At 67.9% G+C, this 15790-nt stretch carries 14 protein-coding genes and 3 pseudogenes; 14 read left to right on the top strand and 3 right to left on the bottom strand.

All coding sequences use genetic code 11. The annotated features are described in order from the left end of the window. The 6 genes and pseudogenes from ADBZ6K_RS07675 to ADBZ6K_RS07650 form a co-directional block, all read left to right on the top strand. A pseudogene (locus ADBZ6K_RS07675) lies at window positions 1–273 on the top strand (HNH endonuclease signature motif containing protein); the annotation flags it as partial. Window positions 274–356: 83 nt separating this feature from the next. Further along, window positions 357–626, top strand: coding sequence for a hypothetical protein (locus ADBZ6K_RS07670; protein WP_526345265.1), 270 nt, complete (start codon window positions 357–359; stop codon window positions 624–626). After that, window positions 604–1338: a Mu transposase domain-containing protein gene (locus tag ADBZ6K_RS07665; protein ID WP_526345264.1), complete on the top strand. Its 735-nt coding sequence runs from the start codon at window positions 604–606 to the stop codon at window positions 1336–1338. Before ADBZ6K_RS07670 ends, ADBZ6K_RS07665 begins: the two co-directional genes overlap by 23 nt. Before the next feature lie 5 nt (window positions 1339–1343). Beyond that, entirely contained in the window at window positions 1344–1691 is a 348-nt protein-coding gene (locus ADBZ6K_RS07660) for a hypothetical protein (protein WP_526345263.1), read from the top strand. Next, window positions 1688–2492 (top strand): annotated as a pseudogene (gene istB, locus ADBZ6K_RS07655) (IS21-like element helper ATPase IstB). The gene ADBZ6K_RS07660 and the pseudogene istB overlap by 4 nt, the downstream one beginning before the upstream one ends. Then, window positions 2489–2800 (top strand): hypothetical protein, encoded by a 312-nt coding sequence (locus ADBZ6K_RS07650; protein ID WP_526345262.1) that lies wholly within the window; start codon window positions 2489–2491, stop codon window positions 2798–2800. Before istB ends, ADBZ6K_RS07650 begins: the two are co-directional and overlap by 4 nt. Window positions 2801–2895: 95 nt before the next feature. Here the strand turns inward: ADBZ6K_RS07650 and ADBZ6K_RS07645 are convergent. The 3 genes and pseudogenes from ADBZ6K_RS07645 to ADBZ6K_RS07635 form a co-directional block, all read right to left on the bottom strand. After that, window positions 2896–3188, bottom strand: a pseudogene (locus tag ADBZ6K_RS07645) (transposase); the annotation flags it as partial. A gap of 225 nt (window positions 3189–3413) precedes the next feature. Continuing rightward, window positions 3414–4289, bottom strand: coding sequence for an LLM class F420-dependent oxidoreductase (locus ADBZ6K_RS07640; protein WP_526345261.1), 876 nt, complete (start codon window positions 4287–4289; stop codon window positions 3414–3416). 292 nt (window positions 4290–4581) lie between these two features. Then, window positions 4582–6078 (bottom strand): amino acid permease, encoded by a 1497-nt coding sequence (locus ADBZ6K_RS07635; protein WP_526345260.1) that lies wholly within the window; start codon window positions 6076–6078, stop codon window positions 4582–4584. A 149-nt stretch (window positions 6079–6227) separates the two neighbouring features. On the opposite strand from ADBZ6K_RS07635, the gene ADBZ6K_RS07630 reads away from it, so the two are divergent. The 8 genes from ADBZ6K_RS07630 to ADBZ6K_RS07595 all read left to right on the top strand — a co-directional run bounded on the left by ADBZ6K_RS07630 (window position 6228) and on the right by ADBZ6K_RS07595 (window position 15780). After that, window positions 6228–6977, top strand: a complete 750-nt coding sequence (locus ADBZ6K_RS07630; RefSeq protein WP_526345259.1) for a FadR/GntR family transcriptional regulator — start codon at window positions 6228–6230, stop codon at window positions 6975–6977. Next, entirely contained in the window at window positions 6974–7699 is a 726-nt protein-coding gene (locus ADBZ6K_RS07625; protein WP_526345258.1) for a cache domain-containing protein, read from the top strand. Before ADBZ6K_RS07630 ends, ADBZ6K_RS07625 begins: the two co-directional genes overlap by 4 nt. A 120-nt stretch (window positions 7700–7819) precedes the next feature. Next, the gene (gene gabT / locus ADBZ6K_RS07620) at window positions 7820–9178 is read left to right on the top strand and encodes a 4-aminobutyrate--2-oxoglutarate transaminase (RefSeq protein WP_526345257.1); all 1359 of its coding nucleotides are present in this window, start codon (window positions 7820–7822) and stop codon (window positions 9176–9178) included. A gap of 22 nt (window positions 9179–9200) precedes the next feature. After that, a complete protein-coding gene (locus tag ADBZ6K_RS07615) occupies window positions 9201–10403 on the top strand; it encodes an acyl-CoA dehydrogenase family protein (protein WP_526345256.1) in 1203 nt (400 codons plus the stop codon). Between the two features lie 41 nt (window positions 10404–10444). After that, window positions 10445–11920 (top strand): aldehyde dehydrogenase family protein, encoded by a 1476-nt coding sequence (locus ADBZ6K_RS07610; protein WP_526345255.1) that lies wholly within the window; start codon window positions 10445–10447, stop codon window positions 11918–11920. Next, window positions 11920–13044 carry a CaiB/BaiF CoA transferase family protein gene (locus ADBZ6K_RS07605; protein ID WP_526345254.1) on the top strand — a complete coding sequence of 375 codons (1125 nt, stop codon included), beginning with the start codon at window positions 11920–11922 and terminating at the stop codon, window positions 13042–13044. Before ADBZ6K_RS07610 ends, ADBZ6K_RS07605 begins: the two co-directional genes overlap by 1 nt. Before the next feature lie 158 nt (window positions 13045–13202). Further along, window positions 13203–14798 (top strand): PucR family transcriptional regulator, encoded by a 1596-nt coding sequence (locus ADBZ6K_RS07600; RefSeq protein ID WP_526345253.1) that lies wholly within the window; start codon window positions 13203–13205, stop codon window positions 14796–14798. A gap of 25 nt (window positions 14799–14823) precedes the next feature. Next, a complete protein-coding gene (locus tag ADBZ6K_RS07595; protein ID WP_526345252.1) occupies window positions 14824–15780 on the top strand; it encodes a DUF808 domain-containing protein in 957 nt (318 codons plus the stop codon). Window positions 15781–15790: the final 10 nt, after the last annotated feature.

Genomic DNA, 15790 nt, shown 5'->3' with positions numbered 1-15790 from the left:
CACGTCAACGGGTGGGCCTCACAGGGGCAGACCGACATCGACGAACTCACCCTGGCCTGCGGCCCGGACAACCGGCTCATCGAGACCACCGCATGGACCACCCACACCCGCGACGACGGCCGCATTGAGTGGATTCCACCACCCGATCTCGACACCGGCCAGGCCCGGGTGAATAACATGCACCACCCCGAATACCTCCTCAAACCCGACAACGACAACAACACCGAAGACAACGACACGGAGCAACAAGTGGACGAGCAAGATACCGGCTGACACCCGACGCAGGCGGAGGCCGCCAGCGTTGCGTGCGCTGGCCGTCCTGCTGGTGGTCGCAACACATTCGGCGTGCGCGTCGGGTGGAGATCAACGCCGAGGCCGGTCGATGCGTGGAGGAGGCGTTCGTGCCGCAGAGCCATGACCCCGGCGCCGAGGCTGAGGTGGATTTCGCCGATTTGTGGATCGATCTGAAAAGCTTGCGCACCAAGGTTTTTCTGTTCACCCTGCGACTGTCGTACTCGGGCAAGGCGGTGCACCGGGTGTTTGCCTCTCAGGGGCAGGAGGCGTTTCTGGAGGGCCACGTGTACGCGTTTGATCGCCTGGGGGGTGCCGATCACGCATATCCGTGACTACAACCTGAAGTCTGCGGTGTCGCGGGTTCTGTTGGGGCGCAACCGTATCGAGTCGGAGCGGTGGGTGCTGTTCCGATCGTGGTACGGCTTTGAGGCGTTCTACTGCGAGCGCGGGCTGCACGGCGCCCACGAGAAGGGCGGGGTGGAGGGCGAGGGCGGCCGGTTCCGGCGCACTCACCTTGCCCCGGTGCCTCGGGTGGACAGTCTGGATGAGCTGAACGAGCGGCTGGCCGGCTACGACGAGGCCGACGATTTCCGCCGGATCGGTAACCGGGCCGCCACGGTGGGGCAGGATTTCGCGACTGAGCAGCCGCTGCTGCGGCCGCTGCCGGTCGAGCCGTTCGAGCCGGGCCTGACACTGACCGCACGCGTCGACCGCTACGCCCAGGCGACCGTGCGTACCTGCCGTTACTCCGTGCCGGTGCGGTTGATCGGGCGGCGGGTGCGGGTGCTGCTGCGCGCCAGCGAGTTGCTGATCTTCGACGGCGGCGCCCAGATCGCCCGCCACCAGCGGTGCACCACCAAGGGTGGCTCGGTGCTGCTGCTGGATCACTACCTGGAGGTGCTGGCCCGCAAACCCGGCGCGCTGCCGGGCTCGACCGCGCTGGCCCAAGCCCGCCAGTGCGGCAGGTTCACCGCCGCGCACGACGCGCGTTCTGGGCGGCCGCGCGCGCCCGGCTCGGCGATTCCGCCGGCACCCGCGCGTTGATCGAGGTGCTGTTGCTGCACCGCCACATGCGCCACGCCGACGTGGTCGCCGGGCTCATCGCTGCGGACACGGTCGGGGCCAGCAGCGCCGACGTGGTCGCGGTGGAGGCCCGCAAGGCCGCCGACCGATGCCGCGACAGCACCGTTCCCGCGCCGAGACCGACGCCCTGGGCTGGTGAGCCGGTCGTGAGCCTGACCCAGCGGCGCCTGGCCGACCCGGCCGCGGTGATCGCCGGGCCGCCCGCCGATCACCGCCCACCGCCGTCGGTGAGCGCCTACGACGAACTGCTGCCGCGGCGCCGCGCGACCACTGAATCCGCAAAAGACAAGCAGCGCAAGGGAACCGCATCATGACCAGCACCAAGACCCGCCGCCGTTCGATGACCGAACAAGCCGCCGACGCCGCCATCGACCAAGCCTGCCGATCGCTGCGGCTACCCACCATGCGCACCCAGTTCGGCCCCATCGCCGCCGCCGCCGAACGCGACCAGCTCACCTACCGGGGCTTCCTCGCCGAGCTGCTGATGGCCGAGTGCGAGGACCGTGATCAGCGGCGCACCGTTCGACGGATCAAGGAGGCCGGCTTTCCCCGGGCCAAGTCGCTGGCCGACTTCGACTACGACGCCAACCCCAACATCAACCCCGCCACCGTCCACACCCTGTCCTCCTGCGGCTGGATCCGCGCCGGGCAGCCGTTGTGTCTGATCGGCGACTCCGGCACCGGCAAAAGCCATCTGCTGATCGGGCTGGGCACCGCCGCCGCCGAGGCCGGGTTCCGGGTCCGCTACACCCTGGCCGCCAAACTCGTCAACGAACTCGCCGAAGCCGCCGACGACCGCCAGCTGAGCAAGACCATCGCCCGCTACGGCCGCGTGGACCTGCTCTGCATCGATGAGCTGGGCTACCTGGAACTCGACCGCCGCGGCGCCGAGCTGCTCTTCCAGGTTCTCACCGAGCGCGAGGAGAAGAACAGCGTGGCGATCGCCTCCAACGAGGCTTTCTCCGGCTGGACCAAAAACCTTCACCGACCCCCGCCTCTGCGCCGCGATCGTCGTCCGAATCGCCTTCGGCGCCAACATCATCGAGACCGGCACCGAATCCTACCGGCTCGCCCACAGCCGCCACCATCACGCCAACTCCAAGGACACACCATGACCACCGAGCCGGCCCCGCACAGCGCAGACGACACCTTCGACCTCATCGACGACGCCGTCGCCGCGCTCGCGCAGCGCCGCCGAGTCAACCTCTGCGACGACGTCACCACCATCGCACTGCTCGTCAGCCTCATCGAACAGGCCCAACGATGCCTACCCCAACTCGTCCACGACGCCCGCCACAACGGCCACACCTGGATCCAGATCGCCCAAGCACTCGGCACCAACCCCCACGAAGCACACCTGCAGTTCGACCCCGAATCACCAATCGCCGACCGCAGATGGCCCTACGACAGCGACCAACCCTGACGACCCCCGACACCGAGCGCCTCGACACATCACCCCTGGGGTGGGGCCAAATATCTCCGGGCGGTCACTCCGGGGCCACTATGAGTTGACACAGCCACCCCGACACTGTGCGCGCCTTTCTTGATATCTCCGGTCTCATCGACGACCAAGATCGCCCCCGGACCGCCGAGTGCCTCGATGACGTAGTCACGCAGATCGTCACGCACCAAATCGGCATCCCAGCTGGCCCGGGCCAACAGATGCTGCAGGCCATCTGGGCTGGTGTCGCCGCGGTGTTCGGCGATGGTCCAGCAATTCTTGCGATCCAGGCCCGAGACCATCCCGGCCATCAGCTCACCGGCGCGTCGAAGGGGCTCGTACGGGCGAAGCGCGGCGCGATGCGATCCAGCACTGCGGTGAACTCGGCCTGCCATCGGTCAGGGTCTACGCTGTCAACCGCGGGGACCGCGGCATATTCAGATGTCTTCACAAACTCCGAACACTGCCGCGGTCACCGCCCTGACCAGCGCAGACACGCCGAAAACCCACAAGCCCCGATCTACGGCTGCAGTACTAACGGGGCTTCGTCGAGCCTTACGCGAGTTCGGCGAGCCTTACCCGCGTTCCGCGAGCCTTACCCGAGTTCGACGAGTTGCGGAACCAGCGGTGCCATTCCGTCAATCCACGCGGCGGGAGAACTGCCATTCGGGGTCACGATCGCGGTGTGCACACCCGCCTTCGCGTAACCGGCCATCTTGCGAACGAACTCGTCACGCGTGTCAGGTGCGAGCCCAGGATCGTTCACGATGATGGTCACGCGGATCTGCGAGAAGTCGCGGCCGACGTCGTCGCAGTGCCGCCGCAGCACGTCGATCTTGTGTTCGACCTCCTCGGGGGAGGACGCAAACAGATTGCACGCATCGCCATATTGGGCGACCAGCCGCAGCGTCTTGCGTTCTCCGCTGCCGCCGATCAACACGGCGGGGCGATGGATCGGCTGTGGCGAGCAGAGCGTTTCCTCCAACCGGTAGTACTTGCCGTCGAAGGGCCCGTTGTTCTGCGGATCCCACATCTGCGCGCAGATACGCAACGTCTCTTCCAGTCTCTCGAACCGCTCGGCCAGCGGTGGGAACGGCACACCCAATCCACGGTGCTCACGCTCGAACCACGCCGCGCCGATCCCCAACACTGCGCGGCCGCCGGACAGCACATCGAGGGTGGTGACCGTCTTCGCCAGGAGGCCCGGGTGCCGATAGGTCACCCCGGTAACCAGCAGGCCGAGGCTGATCGACGAGGTATGCGCGGCCAGATAGCCCAGGGTCGTGTACCCCTCCAGCATCTTGGCCTCCGCGGGCAGGCCGGTCGGCGCGATCTGAAAGAAATGGTCCATGAACGACAGCCAGGTGGCGCCAGACGCCTCCGCTGCGGTACCCACCCTGGCAAGCTCACCGGCTATCGCGGTCGTTCCCCCGTCGATATCGAACACTGGCACGTGAAAACCGAGCTCCATGAAGAGATCTCCCTCGACTCAGGACGACGCTTAAGCGGGTCGGCGCGCTCACGCACCGCCAATCGACCCAGATAGATCCGGGTTCACCCACTTATTGCTACAAGTCGTCGCCGTCCGCCAGACATTCCCGATCGCCGGACTACTCTTGCGACGCAACGTCGGCGTCGTCCTCCGGATGCGACGCACCGCGAGCCTGCGCTCCACGGCGCCCACGACCTCCACACCGCCCACGACGTCCACACCACCGGCGGCCTTCACACCGCCGGCGTTGGTGCGGCATTCGGTCAGTTGATCAGTGGACGCCGACGGCGGTCGGGGTCGACGCCGGGATGGCGTCGGAGTGCGGAGCCTCGCCGGTGGAGTGCGAGCGCGCCAGCACCATGTAGACCGCACCGAGGCCGATCACCAGGCCCGACATCAGCAGCACGATGTAGTTGTCGTACCAGGGCGCGTCCGGGGTACGCGGCCAGCAGATGTTGATGATCGCGGCGACGCCGTAAATCAGTGCCCCGACGTTGACGGCCATGCCCCACCGGCCCAGCCGGTACTTGCCGGACGGAACCCAGCCCTTGATCCGGGCCCGCAGCGCCGCGAGGACGACCATCTGGAACGCGATATAGATGCCGACGGCCCCGAAGCTGATCAGCTTGGTCAGCGCGTCGGTGGACACGATCGACCCGACGATGAGCACGGCCGGGACCACCACAGCGGCCAGCAAGGCATACGGCGGCACGTGGCGGTTGGTATCGAACCGCGACCACAGCCGGGATCCGACGATCATGCCGTCACGCCCGTAGGAGTAGATGAGCCGGCTGGCGGCAGCCTGCAGACTCAGAGCGCACGAGACGAACGAGATCAGCACGACGCACAGAACGATGGTGGAACCGACGGGTCCGAAGGCCCGCGCGAGGATCGTCGCGATGGGGTCGACCTCGTCGCCACGGATCACCGCGCCGAAATCGACGACGGACAGGATCAGGCTCAGACACACGAAGGTCGCCGCCGCGCCACCGATGTAAATGGTGCGTCGCATCGACTTCGGGATCTGCACACCGGGATTGCGGACCTCTTCGGCGACGTCACCGCAGGCTTCGAAGCCGTAGTACTGATAGAAGCCGATCAGGCTGGCGGCCAGGAACGCGTAGAGGAAACTGTGGTCGCCCTGCGCACCAAAGCTGTTGAACAGTACGCCAAGTCCGTGATGACGCTGGGTGAGCAGCAGCCACGCGCCGACCACCAGGGCACCGATGAGCTCGGCGGCGAAACCGAAGATCGCGAAGTAGCTGAGCATCTTTGTACCGGTGAGGTTGATGACGGTCGCCAGCAGCAGGATCGCCAGCGCGCACAGCACCGTGGTGTACACGGTGGGGGTGAAGCCGAACACCGCGGCCACGAACGGTCCGGCGCCGTAGGCCACACCGGCGATCGTCGCCAGCAGCGCGAACATGTAGACCCATCCGGTCATCCACGCCCATTTGCGGCCCCACAGCCGTCGCGCCCATGGGTACACACCGCCGGCCACCGGGAACTGGGCGACGATCTCGCTGAAGATCAGGGCCACCAGCATCTGCCCGGCGCCCGCGATCAACAGGCTCCAGATCATCGGTGGGCCAGCGGCGGCCAGTGCGAACGCGAACACCGTATAGATGCCGACGACCGGCGACAGATAGGTGAAGCCGAGCGAGAAATTGGCCCACAGGCTCATGTCGCGCTTGAACTCGGACTGGAATCCGAGCGCGGCGAGCTGAGCCTGGTCCTCGTCGTGAGGGTCGTGGGCGGTTGCGGTCATAGGTCGTGTCCTTAGTTTCTATGCGAGTTTGTGTGCGGTGGATCACATGATGGCTGAAATCATAAATCTTCATAGTTCATAGTTCAAGTCGTAAATGTTATGGTCGGATCTCCTCGGATCTACTCAGTCACAGCAAGGGAGAGGTGGTCGTGGCAGTCGAGCAACTCGGCGGGCTGACCGCCCTTGGTGCGGTGCTCTCACCGCTGGATGGCGCCGGTCCGCGCACCGATGCAGTCGTGGCACGGATCTCCGCCGCCATCGGCATGGGTGCGATCCGCGACGGCGAACAGCTGCCGAGCGAGATCGAGCTCGCCACCCAACTCGGGGTGTCGACCATGACACTGCGTGAGGCACTGGCCGTACTGCGGCAACTCGGCCTGGTGGAGACCAAGCGGGGCCGCGGCGGCGGCAGCTTCGTGCGTGCGTCCGCCGACGTCGTCAACACCCGGTCACTGGCCCGGCTGCAGGAGCGGACGATCCAGGATCTGCGCGACCTGGGCGACGAGCATTTCGCGATCGCCGGGGCGGCGGCGGTACTGGCCGCCCGGCGGGTGGTGGCCGCGGACGTCGCCCGGCTGCGGTCGTTCGCCCAGCGCGTGGTCGATTCCGACGACCCGGTGCGCAGCAGACGCGCCGACAGCCGGTTCCAGATCGAGGTCGCGGTGTGCTCGCAGTCGGCGAGGTTGACCCGCGCCGAGGTCAATCTGCAGGCGGAGTTGTCGTCGTTCGTGTGGCTTCCGCAACTGGACACCGACCCTAGAGCCGAGGGCGCCGCACACCTGGCACTCGTGGAGGCGATAGAGGCCGAAGATGAGGTGGCAGCCCGAAGGCTGGCCGAGGACCACAACGCCGCCAGAATGCGCCGGCTGATCACGCTACGTATGGAGCTGCCGCAGTGACCACCGACGAAACCCTGAGCGCCGCAGTCGATCAGGTACAGGCTGCGGTTTCGGCGCTGGTCGAGGACATCTTCTCGGCGCTGGACCGGATCGCCGCCGGGACGACGACGCTGTGGGACCAGCTGGAAGGGGGCGGGACGACGCCGCGCGCGGCCGATCTCGACGCCCTTCGCGACGTGGTGATCGCCGAACTCCAACGATTCGGCCCGATGTTCAACGGTGCAGGCGTTGTGGTCGACGACGACATGCTGGCCGACCGGCGCACGTACCTGGAGTGGTGGCGCCCCGACCCCGCGAGCGGCTCACCGCAGAGGCTGCGGCTGGACCTCAACCCGCAAAGCGAATACTTCTACGACTACCTGACGATGGAGTGGTTCACCGGGCCCCGTGACCACGATCGTCGCTGGGTGTACGGCCCTTACCTGGACTTCACCGGCGTCGACCTCTACGTCTGCACCTTCTCAGTGCCCGTGCGGGCGCACGGGGACACATTCGTCGGCGTCGCGGGAGCCGACGTGCCCGTGGTGTCGATCGACGCCGCGCTGATGCCCGTCTTTCGCCAGGGTGGACGTCCGCTGGCGCTCGTCAACGCCGAGGGGCGCGTGATCGTGGCCAATCACCCCGACCACCTGACGGGATCGCGGCTGCGCGCCAGCGCAGCGACCCGCACGCGAGCGATTCCGGGTACCCCGTGGGCCCTGGTGGCGGTCGGGGCCGACTGATCGTATGCGGCTAATCGCCGTATTGGATAGGTCGGATCCGCGTCACTGTCCGATATGGACATACCCTGGTGGGGCCGGTCGTTCCTACGCTTGCCGCATACCGAACGGAAGGACCTGGATATGACGTTGGTGGACGCCCTGATCGGCGGCCCGCGACTGGCGCAGGTACGGCGACTGGTCACGGAGATTCCGGGTCCGAGATCACTCGAGCTCGCCGGCCGCCGAAAGGCCGCGCTGCCCGCGGGGCTGACCAGCAGCGCAGGGGTGTACGTAGCCGCCGCGGGCGGTGGCGTCATCGTCGACGTCGACGGCAACTCCTTCATCGACCTCGGCAGCGGCATCGCAGTGACCACCGTCGGCAACGCCTCGCCCGCGGTCGTCTCCCGCGCGTCGGCCCAGCTCGCGCAGTACACCCACACCTGCTTCCTGGCCACCCCCTACGAGCCGTACATCGCGGTGGCCGAGACACTCAACCGAATCGCCCCCGGTGACCACGAGAAGCGCACCGCGCTGTTCAACACCGGCAGTGAGGCCGTCGAGAACGCCGTCAAATACGCCCGGGCCGCCACCAAGCGGGACGCCGTCGTCGTGTTCGACCACGCGTTCCACGGCCGGTCGCTGCTCACCATGACGATGACGGCCAAGAATCAGCCGTACAAGCACGGTTTCGGGCCGTTCGCCCCCGAGGTGTACCGGGCGCCGATGGCCTACCCCTACCGCTGGCCTTCCGGTCCGGCGCGCTGCGCCGACGAAGCGTTCGCCCAGTTCGCTCAACTCGTCGACAGCCAGATCGGAGCCGACGCCGTCGCATGCGTCGTCGTGGAACCCATCCAGGGTGAGGGCGGGTTCATCGTCCCGGCCGACGGATTCCTGCGCAGGGTGGCCGACTTCTGCCGCGACCGCGGCATCGTGCTCGTCGCCGACGAAGTGCAGACGGGCATCGCGCGCACCGGCGCGTGGTTCGCCAGCGAGCACGAGGGCATCGTGCCCGACCTCATCACCACCGCCAAGGGCCTGGCCGGCGGTCTGCCGCTGGCCGCGGTCACCGGTCGCGCCGACATCATGGACGCCGCTCACCCCGGCGGTATCGGCGGCACCTACAGCGGCAACCCCGCGTCGTGCGCCGCCGCGCTCGGCGTGTTCGACGAGGTCGAGAACGGCCGGCTGCTCACCCGCGCACAGGCCATCGGGGACATCCTCGTTCGCGAACTGCGCGGCATCGCCGCGGGCACCGACATCGTTGGCGACATCCGCGGCAGGGGCGCCATGGTGGCCGCCGAGCTGGTGCTGCCCGGCACTCGCACCCCCAACCGGGACGCGGTCGCCACACTGACAAGACACTGCCAGAACAATGGCGTATTGACCTTGACCGCAGGAACTTTCGGCAACGTGCTGAGGTTCCTGCCGCCGCTGACGATCTCCGACGACCTGCTTATCGAAGCCCTCGACATCCTGCGCGACGGCTTCGCCAACCTCTGACCGACACCACCAAGGAGTCCACATGAGCATCACCGCCGCACCGCCCGCCAACCGCACCTACGCCCCGCTCGAACTGTTCGACACCGACCGGCTGCTCGACTCCGACGAACGCGACATCGCCGCCACCGTGCGCAAGTTCGTCGAGACCCGCCTTCGCCCCAACGTCGAGGGCTGGTTCGAATCGGCCACCCTGCCAAAGGAACTCGCCAAGGAGTTCGGCGAGCTCGGTGTGCTCGGCATGCACCTCGACGGATACGGATGCGCAGGCACCAATGCCGTCAGCTACGGGCTGGCCTGCATGGAGTTAGAGGCCGGTGACAGCGGATTCCGCAGCTTCGTGTCCGTACAGGGCTCGCTGTCCATGTTCTCGATCTACCGATACGGCTCCGAAGAGCAGAAAAACGAGTGGCTGCCGCGGCTGGCGGCGGGCGACGCCATCGGCTGCTTCGGGCTGACCGAGCCGGACTTCGGCTCCAACCCCGCGGGTATGCGCACCCGCGCACGCCGCGACGGTAGCGACTGGGTGCTCAATGGCACCAAGATGTGGATCACCAACGGCAACCTCGCCGACGTCGCCACCGTATGGGCTCAGACCGACGAAGGCGCCGGGGGCATTCGGGGCTTCCTGGTGCCCACCGACACGCCCGGCTTCACCGCCAACGAGATCCACCGCAAGCTGTCCCTCCGCGCGTCGGTGACCTCCGAACTGGTGCTCGACAACGTGCGGCTGCCCGCCTCCGCGCAACTCCCGCTCGCCGAAGGCCTCGGCGCCCCGCTCTCCTGCCTCAACGAGGCCAGGTTCGGCATCGTGTTCGGTTCGCTCGGCGCCGCCCGCGACAGCCTGGAGACCACCATCGCCTACACGCAGTCGCGCGACGTCTTCGACAAGCCGCTGGCGAGCTATCAGCTCACGCAGGAGAAGCTCGCGAACATGACCGTCGAGCTCGGTAAGGGCATGTTGCTGGCACTGCACCTCGGCCGCATCAAGGACGCCGAGGGTGTCCGACCCGAGCAGGTAAGCCTGGGCAAGCTCAACAACGTCAGGGAAGCGCTCGCCATCGCCCGAGAGTGCCGAACCCTGTTGGGCGGCAGTGGAATCACTCTTGAGTACTCCCCCCTGCGGCATGCCAACAACCTGGAGTCGGTGCTGACCTACGAGGGCACCTCGGAGATGCACCTGCTGTCCATCGGCAAGGCGCTCACCGGACAGGCGGCCTTCCGCTGACCGCTGACCACACCGTTCCTCGACCCGATGGGGCCACCACCATGACGACCTCCCCCACACCCACCCAGCTGCGCCACCTCGTGGCCGGCCGCTGGCAGCCCGGCGACGGCGATCTGCTGCGCAGCGTCAATCCGGCGCGGCCAGGTGTGGTCGTCGCCGAAGGCCGTGCCGCCACGGCGGCCGACGTCGACACCGCGGTGGCCGCCGCTACTGCGGCGGCGTCCGGGTGGGCGCGCACCCCGATCCATCAGCGTGGTGCGGTGCTGCTGGCGGCGGCAGACGTGGTCGATCGCAACGCCGACGGCTGGGGCGTCGAACTCGCCGCCGAAGAGGGCAAGACCAAGGCCGAGGGGATCGGCGAGGTGCGACGGGCCGCGCAGATCCTGCGTTACTACGGCAACGAGGGTGACCGAGCGTGCGGCGAGATCTTCGCCTCGCCACGCGCCGGTGAGCAGATCCTGGTGACCCGCAAGCCGATCGGCGTCGTCGGCGTCATCACGCCGTTCAACTTTCCCATCGCGATCCCGGCATGGAAGATCGCGCCCGCACTGGTCTACGGAAACACCGTGGTGTGGAAGCCGGCCAGTACCGTCCCGCTCCTGGCGATGCGTCTCGCACAGGCGCTCACCGACGCGGGGCTGCCCGCAGGTGTACTCAACCTGGTCATCGGCGGTTCGGTCGTCGGCGACGGGATCGTCGCCCACCACGGGATCGACGCCCTCACCTTCACCGGCTCGACCGGTGTCGGCAGGCGCATCGCCGCCGCGGCAGCGGCGCGCGGCGTACCCGTGCAGGCCGAGATGGGCGGCAAGAACGCCGCGGTGGTCCTCGATGATGCCGACATCGACCTCGCCGTCGAGCAGGTGATGCTCGGCGCGTTCCGGTCCACCGGCCAGAAGTGCACCGCCACTTCCCGATTGATCGTGACCAAGGGCATCGCCGAACGGTTCCTGGATGCCCTCACGTCGCGGGCCGAGGCGCTGACGGTCGGCGATCCCACCGACGAGTCCACCCAGATGGGGCCGGTGGTCAGCGGTTCGGCGCACACGTCGATTACGAGGGGTATCGACACCGCCGCCGGCCAGGGTGTCAGCGTCCTGGCCGGCGGCCGGCCATACACCGAGGGCCCACTGGCCGAGGGCTACTTCATCCGCCCGACCATCGTGGAACTGAACGGAAAGCCTGCCGACATCTGGACGGAGGAGCTGTTCGGCCCCGTGCTCGCCGTCAAGCGGGCGACCGACGCCGAGGATGCCTTCGACCTGGCCAACGACAGCGAATTCGGTTTGTCGGCGGCGATTTTCACGCAGGATGTCACCCGCGCACTGCAGGCCGTCGAGCACATCGACGTGGGCGTGCTGCACATCAATTCGGAGTCGGCGGGCGCCGACCCGCATGTGCCCTTCGGCGGGGCGAAGAAGAGCGGTCTCGGACCCAAGGAGCAGGGTGCGGCGGCGCGGGAATTCTTCACGCACACCACGACCGTGTACCTGCGCGGCGGAAAGCCGGCGGTGTGATGGCGACCAGGAACGGGGCCCTCGACGGCATCGTGGTAGCCGATTTCAGCAGGGTGCTCGCGGGGCCCTACGCGACGATGATGCTCGGCGATTTCGGCGCCGAGGTCATCAAGATCGAGCGGCCCGGCGTTGGCGACGACACCAGACACTGGGGTCCGCCCTATGACACGGCCGGAGTGGCAACGTATTTCAATGCGGTCAACCGCAACAAGCGCTCCGTCGCGCTGGATCTGGGCGACCCGGCCGATGCCGCAGAGGCCCGCGATCTGGTGGCGACCGCCGACATCGTCGTGGAGAACTTCCGGCCGGGAACCATGGAGAAGCTCGGCCTGGGCTACGACGACGTGCGCGCCGTGCGCCCCGACGTGATCTACTGCTCGATCACCGGGTTCGGCCGTGGCGGCGGCGCCGCGATGCCCGGCTACGACCTGCTCGTCCAGGCGGTTGGCGGTCTGATGAGCGTTACCGGTACCGAGCCCGGCGATCCGACGAAAGTCGGTGTGGCGCTGGTGGATGTGCTGGCCGGAATGCACGCGCTGACCGGCATCCTTACGGCACTGGCGCACCGCGACCGCACCGGTGAGGGCCAGCGCGTCGAGGTCAATCTGTTCTCGGTTCTGTTGTCGTCCATGGTGAATCAGGCCTCCGGCTATCTCGGCGCCGGAGCGGTGCCTGCCATTATGGGCAACCGCCACCCCAGCATCGCCCCCTACCAGACATTCGAGACCGCCGACCGGCCCATCGCGGTGGCGGTCGGCAATGACCGGCAGTTCGCCTCGCTGGCCATCGCGATCGGCAGGCCCGAACTCGCCGAGGACGCCCGGTTCACATCCAATCCGTTGCGCGTCACGAACCGGGATGCGTTGTGCGCCCTGCTCGAACCGGCTCTCAAGGCGCAGGGGGCCGACTACTGGTATGACGTGCTGACCGCGGCCGGTGTGCCCGCCGGGCCGATCAACGACCTCTCCGAGGCGTTCGCGTTCGCCGAACGGCTCGGGATCGGTGCGACCGTATCCGTGCCGGGCAGCTCGACACCCCAAGTCGCCAACCCCATTTCGCTGTCGGCCACACCGGTCAGCTACCGCAGCGCGCCGCCGGCCCTCGGCGGCGGGATGAGCGCATGATTCTGCGGACAGATCGCCGATCCGCGACGGATTGCGATCTGGCCGCGGAATCAACCGGCGGTTGCCTCGACTCCGCCGCGCGAATTGCGCTGGGCGGCGGGCTGGTCTCGGCGGTCGCAACCCTTGACGGGGTTGTCCGACCGGTGCCATAAAAGGCCGTGGCGATCACCGTGCGCCGGCTCGCACAGCACCCCGATCTCGGTTTGGAGCTGGTTGCCGGTCGCGAGAACGCCGACCGCCCGATCTCCTGGGCACACGCGATCGAACTCGCCGACCCCGCCCCGTATCTGTTCGGCGGGGAGTTGGTGATGACCACGGGTCTGACGGTGGGGACCACCGGCAGCGAGCAGTTCGACTACGTCGCACGGTTGTCCGCGGCCCGCGTCGCCGCGCTCGCATTCGACACCGGAACCACCTTCCCCGACGTGCCAGACGGCATCGTCGCGGCGGGCGACGCCTTCGGCATGCCAGTCCTCAAGGTGCCGGCATCGACACCATTCATCGCGATCACCAGGGTGGTCATCGACGAGGTGAACGCCGACGAGGTGCGCTCCGTCCAGCGCATCGTCGACCAGCAGGAGATGCTGGCCCGCCAGACGCTGCGCGGCGGCATCCCGGCTCTGGTGTCGGCACTGAGCCAGGCGCTGTCGGTGACGGCGGTGGTCCTCGGCACCGACGGCCGTGTGCTGGCGACGGGTGGACCCGATCAGGACCGCATCTCGCGGTTAGCCGCCGACCACATCCGCAAGGCCCGCCCGACCGCGGGCCGCGGTCAGGCCAGCCGGGTCGTGGTCGATGGCCAGGGATATTGCACGCTGCAGTCCCTGCGAGCCACCCAGACGGTACGGGGCTACCTCGCGGTCCGCTCCGCGCAGCCGCTGTCCAACCGCGACCGCCTGCTCGTCGCGAACGCGGTGTCGCTGATCAGCATCGAGCTGGAGAAACCCGCACGGGTCATCGACGCCGAGCAGCGGCTGCGAACGGCGGTCACCCAGACGATCCTGGTCGCGCCGGGTGGTGGCGATCCCGGCCCCTCGCGTCCGCCCGTCGAACCGGCGGTGCTGCGCTACTTCGGATTCGACCCCGAGGCCGACATCGTCACCCTCGTGTTCAGCAATGTCGGCCCGGCACTGACCGCCGAAACACAGGCACGGCAGATCCTGGACGGCATCGACTCCGCCTACCTGATGTGTACCAGGGACGACGACCTCATCGTCGTGCTGCCGGCGGCCGAAGCCGGCCACGCCGAACAGTTTCACCAGGGGCTGAGCGCGCAGCTGCAACGGCCGGTGAACGGCGGCGCCAGCCTGCCCCACGAGTTCGCTGAGATCGGAAGCGGCCTGCAGCAGGCCCGCACCGCATCCCGTGCGGCGAGCGACGGGCGACTGTCCGACTTCGGTGAGCTGGGCCCCTTCGGGGTCATCCTCGGCGGCCGCAGCACCGAAGAACTCGACATCCTCGGCGGATCGCTGGATCCGCTCGACGAGCACGACCGTGACCTGCCCGCCGACAGTCCGGGGCTCGTCGCCACATTGCACGCCTTCCTGCAAAACAACGGCCACGTCGAAAACGCAGCGACCTCGATCAACATCCACCGCCACACGATGCGCAACCGCCTCGCCAGAATCGGCGAGCTGCTCGACCGTGACCTGCAATCCGCCGACGTCAGGGCCGAATTATGGATTGCGATCAAGGCGCGTGAGCTGCGCTCGGCTCCCCCGCACACCCGCGCCCGGAACAGCACCGGCGGGTAACCTTACGTGCCATGACGGAGAAGCGATGAGCGCCGGCCTGTTCGGATTGCTGGACGATATCGCTGCCATCGCCCGCCTCGCTGCGGCCTCGGTCGACGACATCGGCGCCGCCGCCGGACGCGCGACGGCCAAGGCGGCCGGGGTCGTCGTCGACGACACCGCGGTGACGCCACAGTATGTGCACGGCATCGCCGCCGAACGCGAACTGCCGATCATCAAGCGGATCGCCATCGGCTCGCTGCGCAACAAGCTGATCTTCATCCTTCCCGCCGCGCTGCTGCTCAGCCAGTTCCTGCCATGGCTGCTGACACCGATCCTGATGCTCGGCGCGACCTACCTCTGTTTCGAGGGCGCCGAGAAGGTGTGGGGCCGGTTCAGCGGCCACAGCGGCCACGACATGCCCGTCGCGGTGGTCGGTGAGGATGCCGAACGCCAGATGGCAGCGGGTGCGATCCGGACGGACTTCATCCTGTCCGCGGAGATCATGGTGATCGCGCTCAACGAGGTCGCCGAACAGCCGTTCGTACCACGGCTGATCATTCTGGCCGTCGTCGCGGTGGTGATCACCGCGGCGGTCTACGGGGTGGTCGCGCTGATCGTCAAGATGGACGACCTCGGTCTGCTGCTGACACAGCGGCGGTCGCGGTTCGCCCAGCGGCTGGGCCGCGGCCTGGTGGCCGGGATGCCCAAACTGCTGGCCGCGCTGTCGGCGATCGGGACGGTCGCGATGCTGTGGGTCGGCGGACACATTCTGCTCGTGGGGGCCGACGAACTTGGCTGGCACACCCCGTACGGTCTGGTCCACCACCTCGAGGAGGCCGTCCACCACGCGGTCGAAGCGGCCGGCGGCCTGCTGGCGTGGTTGGTCAACACCGCCGCGTCCGCCGTGATCGGCCTGGTGGTCGGCGCCCTGGTGGTGGCGATCGTGCACGTGCTGCCGTTCGGCAAGGGCACCGGCAAGGCCCACGGCACGGACGCGTGACACCCCGCCG

It is taken from the genome of Mycobacterium sp., from assembly GCF_044223235.1.
In the GTDB taxonomy this organism is placed as follows: domain Bacteria; phylum Actinomycetota; class Actinomycetes; order Mycobacteriales; family Mycobacteriaceae; genus Mycobacterium.
This window is presented reverse-complemented; position numbering and strand designations above follow the sequence as displayed.

Excerpts from the sequence above, each read along its gene's own strand:
- gabT (WP_526345257.1), top strand. The coding sequence starts at position 7,820 with ATGACGTTGGTGGACGCCCTGATCGGCGGCCCGCGACTGGCGCAGGTA.
- ADBZ6K_RS07640 (WP_526345261.1), bottom strand. The coding sequence starts at position 4,289 with ATGGAGCTCGGTTTTCACGTGCCAGTGTTCGATATCGACGGGGGAACG.
- ADBZ6K_RS07635 (WP_526345260.1), bottom strand. The coding sequence starts at position 6,078 with ATGACCGCAACCGCCCACGACCCTCACGACGAGGACCAGGCTCAGCTC.
- ADBZ6K_RS07605 (WP_526345254.1), top strand. The coding sequence starts at position 11,920 with ATGGCGACCAGGAACGGGGCCCTCGACGGCATCGTGGTAGCCGATTTC.
- ADBZ6K_RS07615 (WP_526345256.1), top strand. The coding sequence starts at position 9,201 with ATGAGCATCACCGCCGCACCGCCCGCCAACCGCACCTACGCCCCGCTC.
- ADBZ6K_RS07595 (WP_526345252.1), top strand. The coding sequence starts at position 14,824 with ATGAGCGCCGGCCTGTTCGGATTGCTGGACGATATCGCTGCCATCGCC.
- ADBZ6K_RS07610 (WP_526345255.1), top strand. The coding sequence starts at position 10,445 with ATGACGACCTCCCCCACACCCACCCAGCTGCGCCACCTCGTGGCCGGC.
- ADBZ6K_RS07650 (WP_526345262.1), top strand. The coding sequence starts at position 2,489 with ATGACCACCGAGCCGGCCCCGCACAGCGCAGACGACACCTTCGACCTC.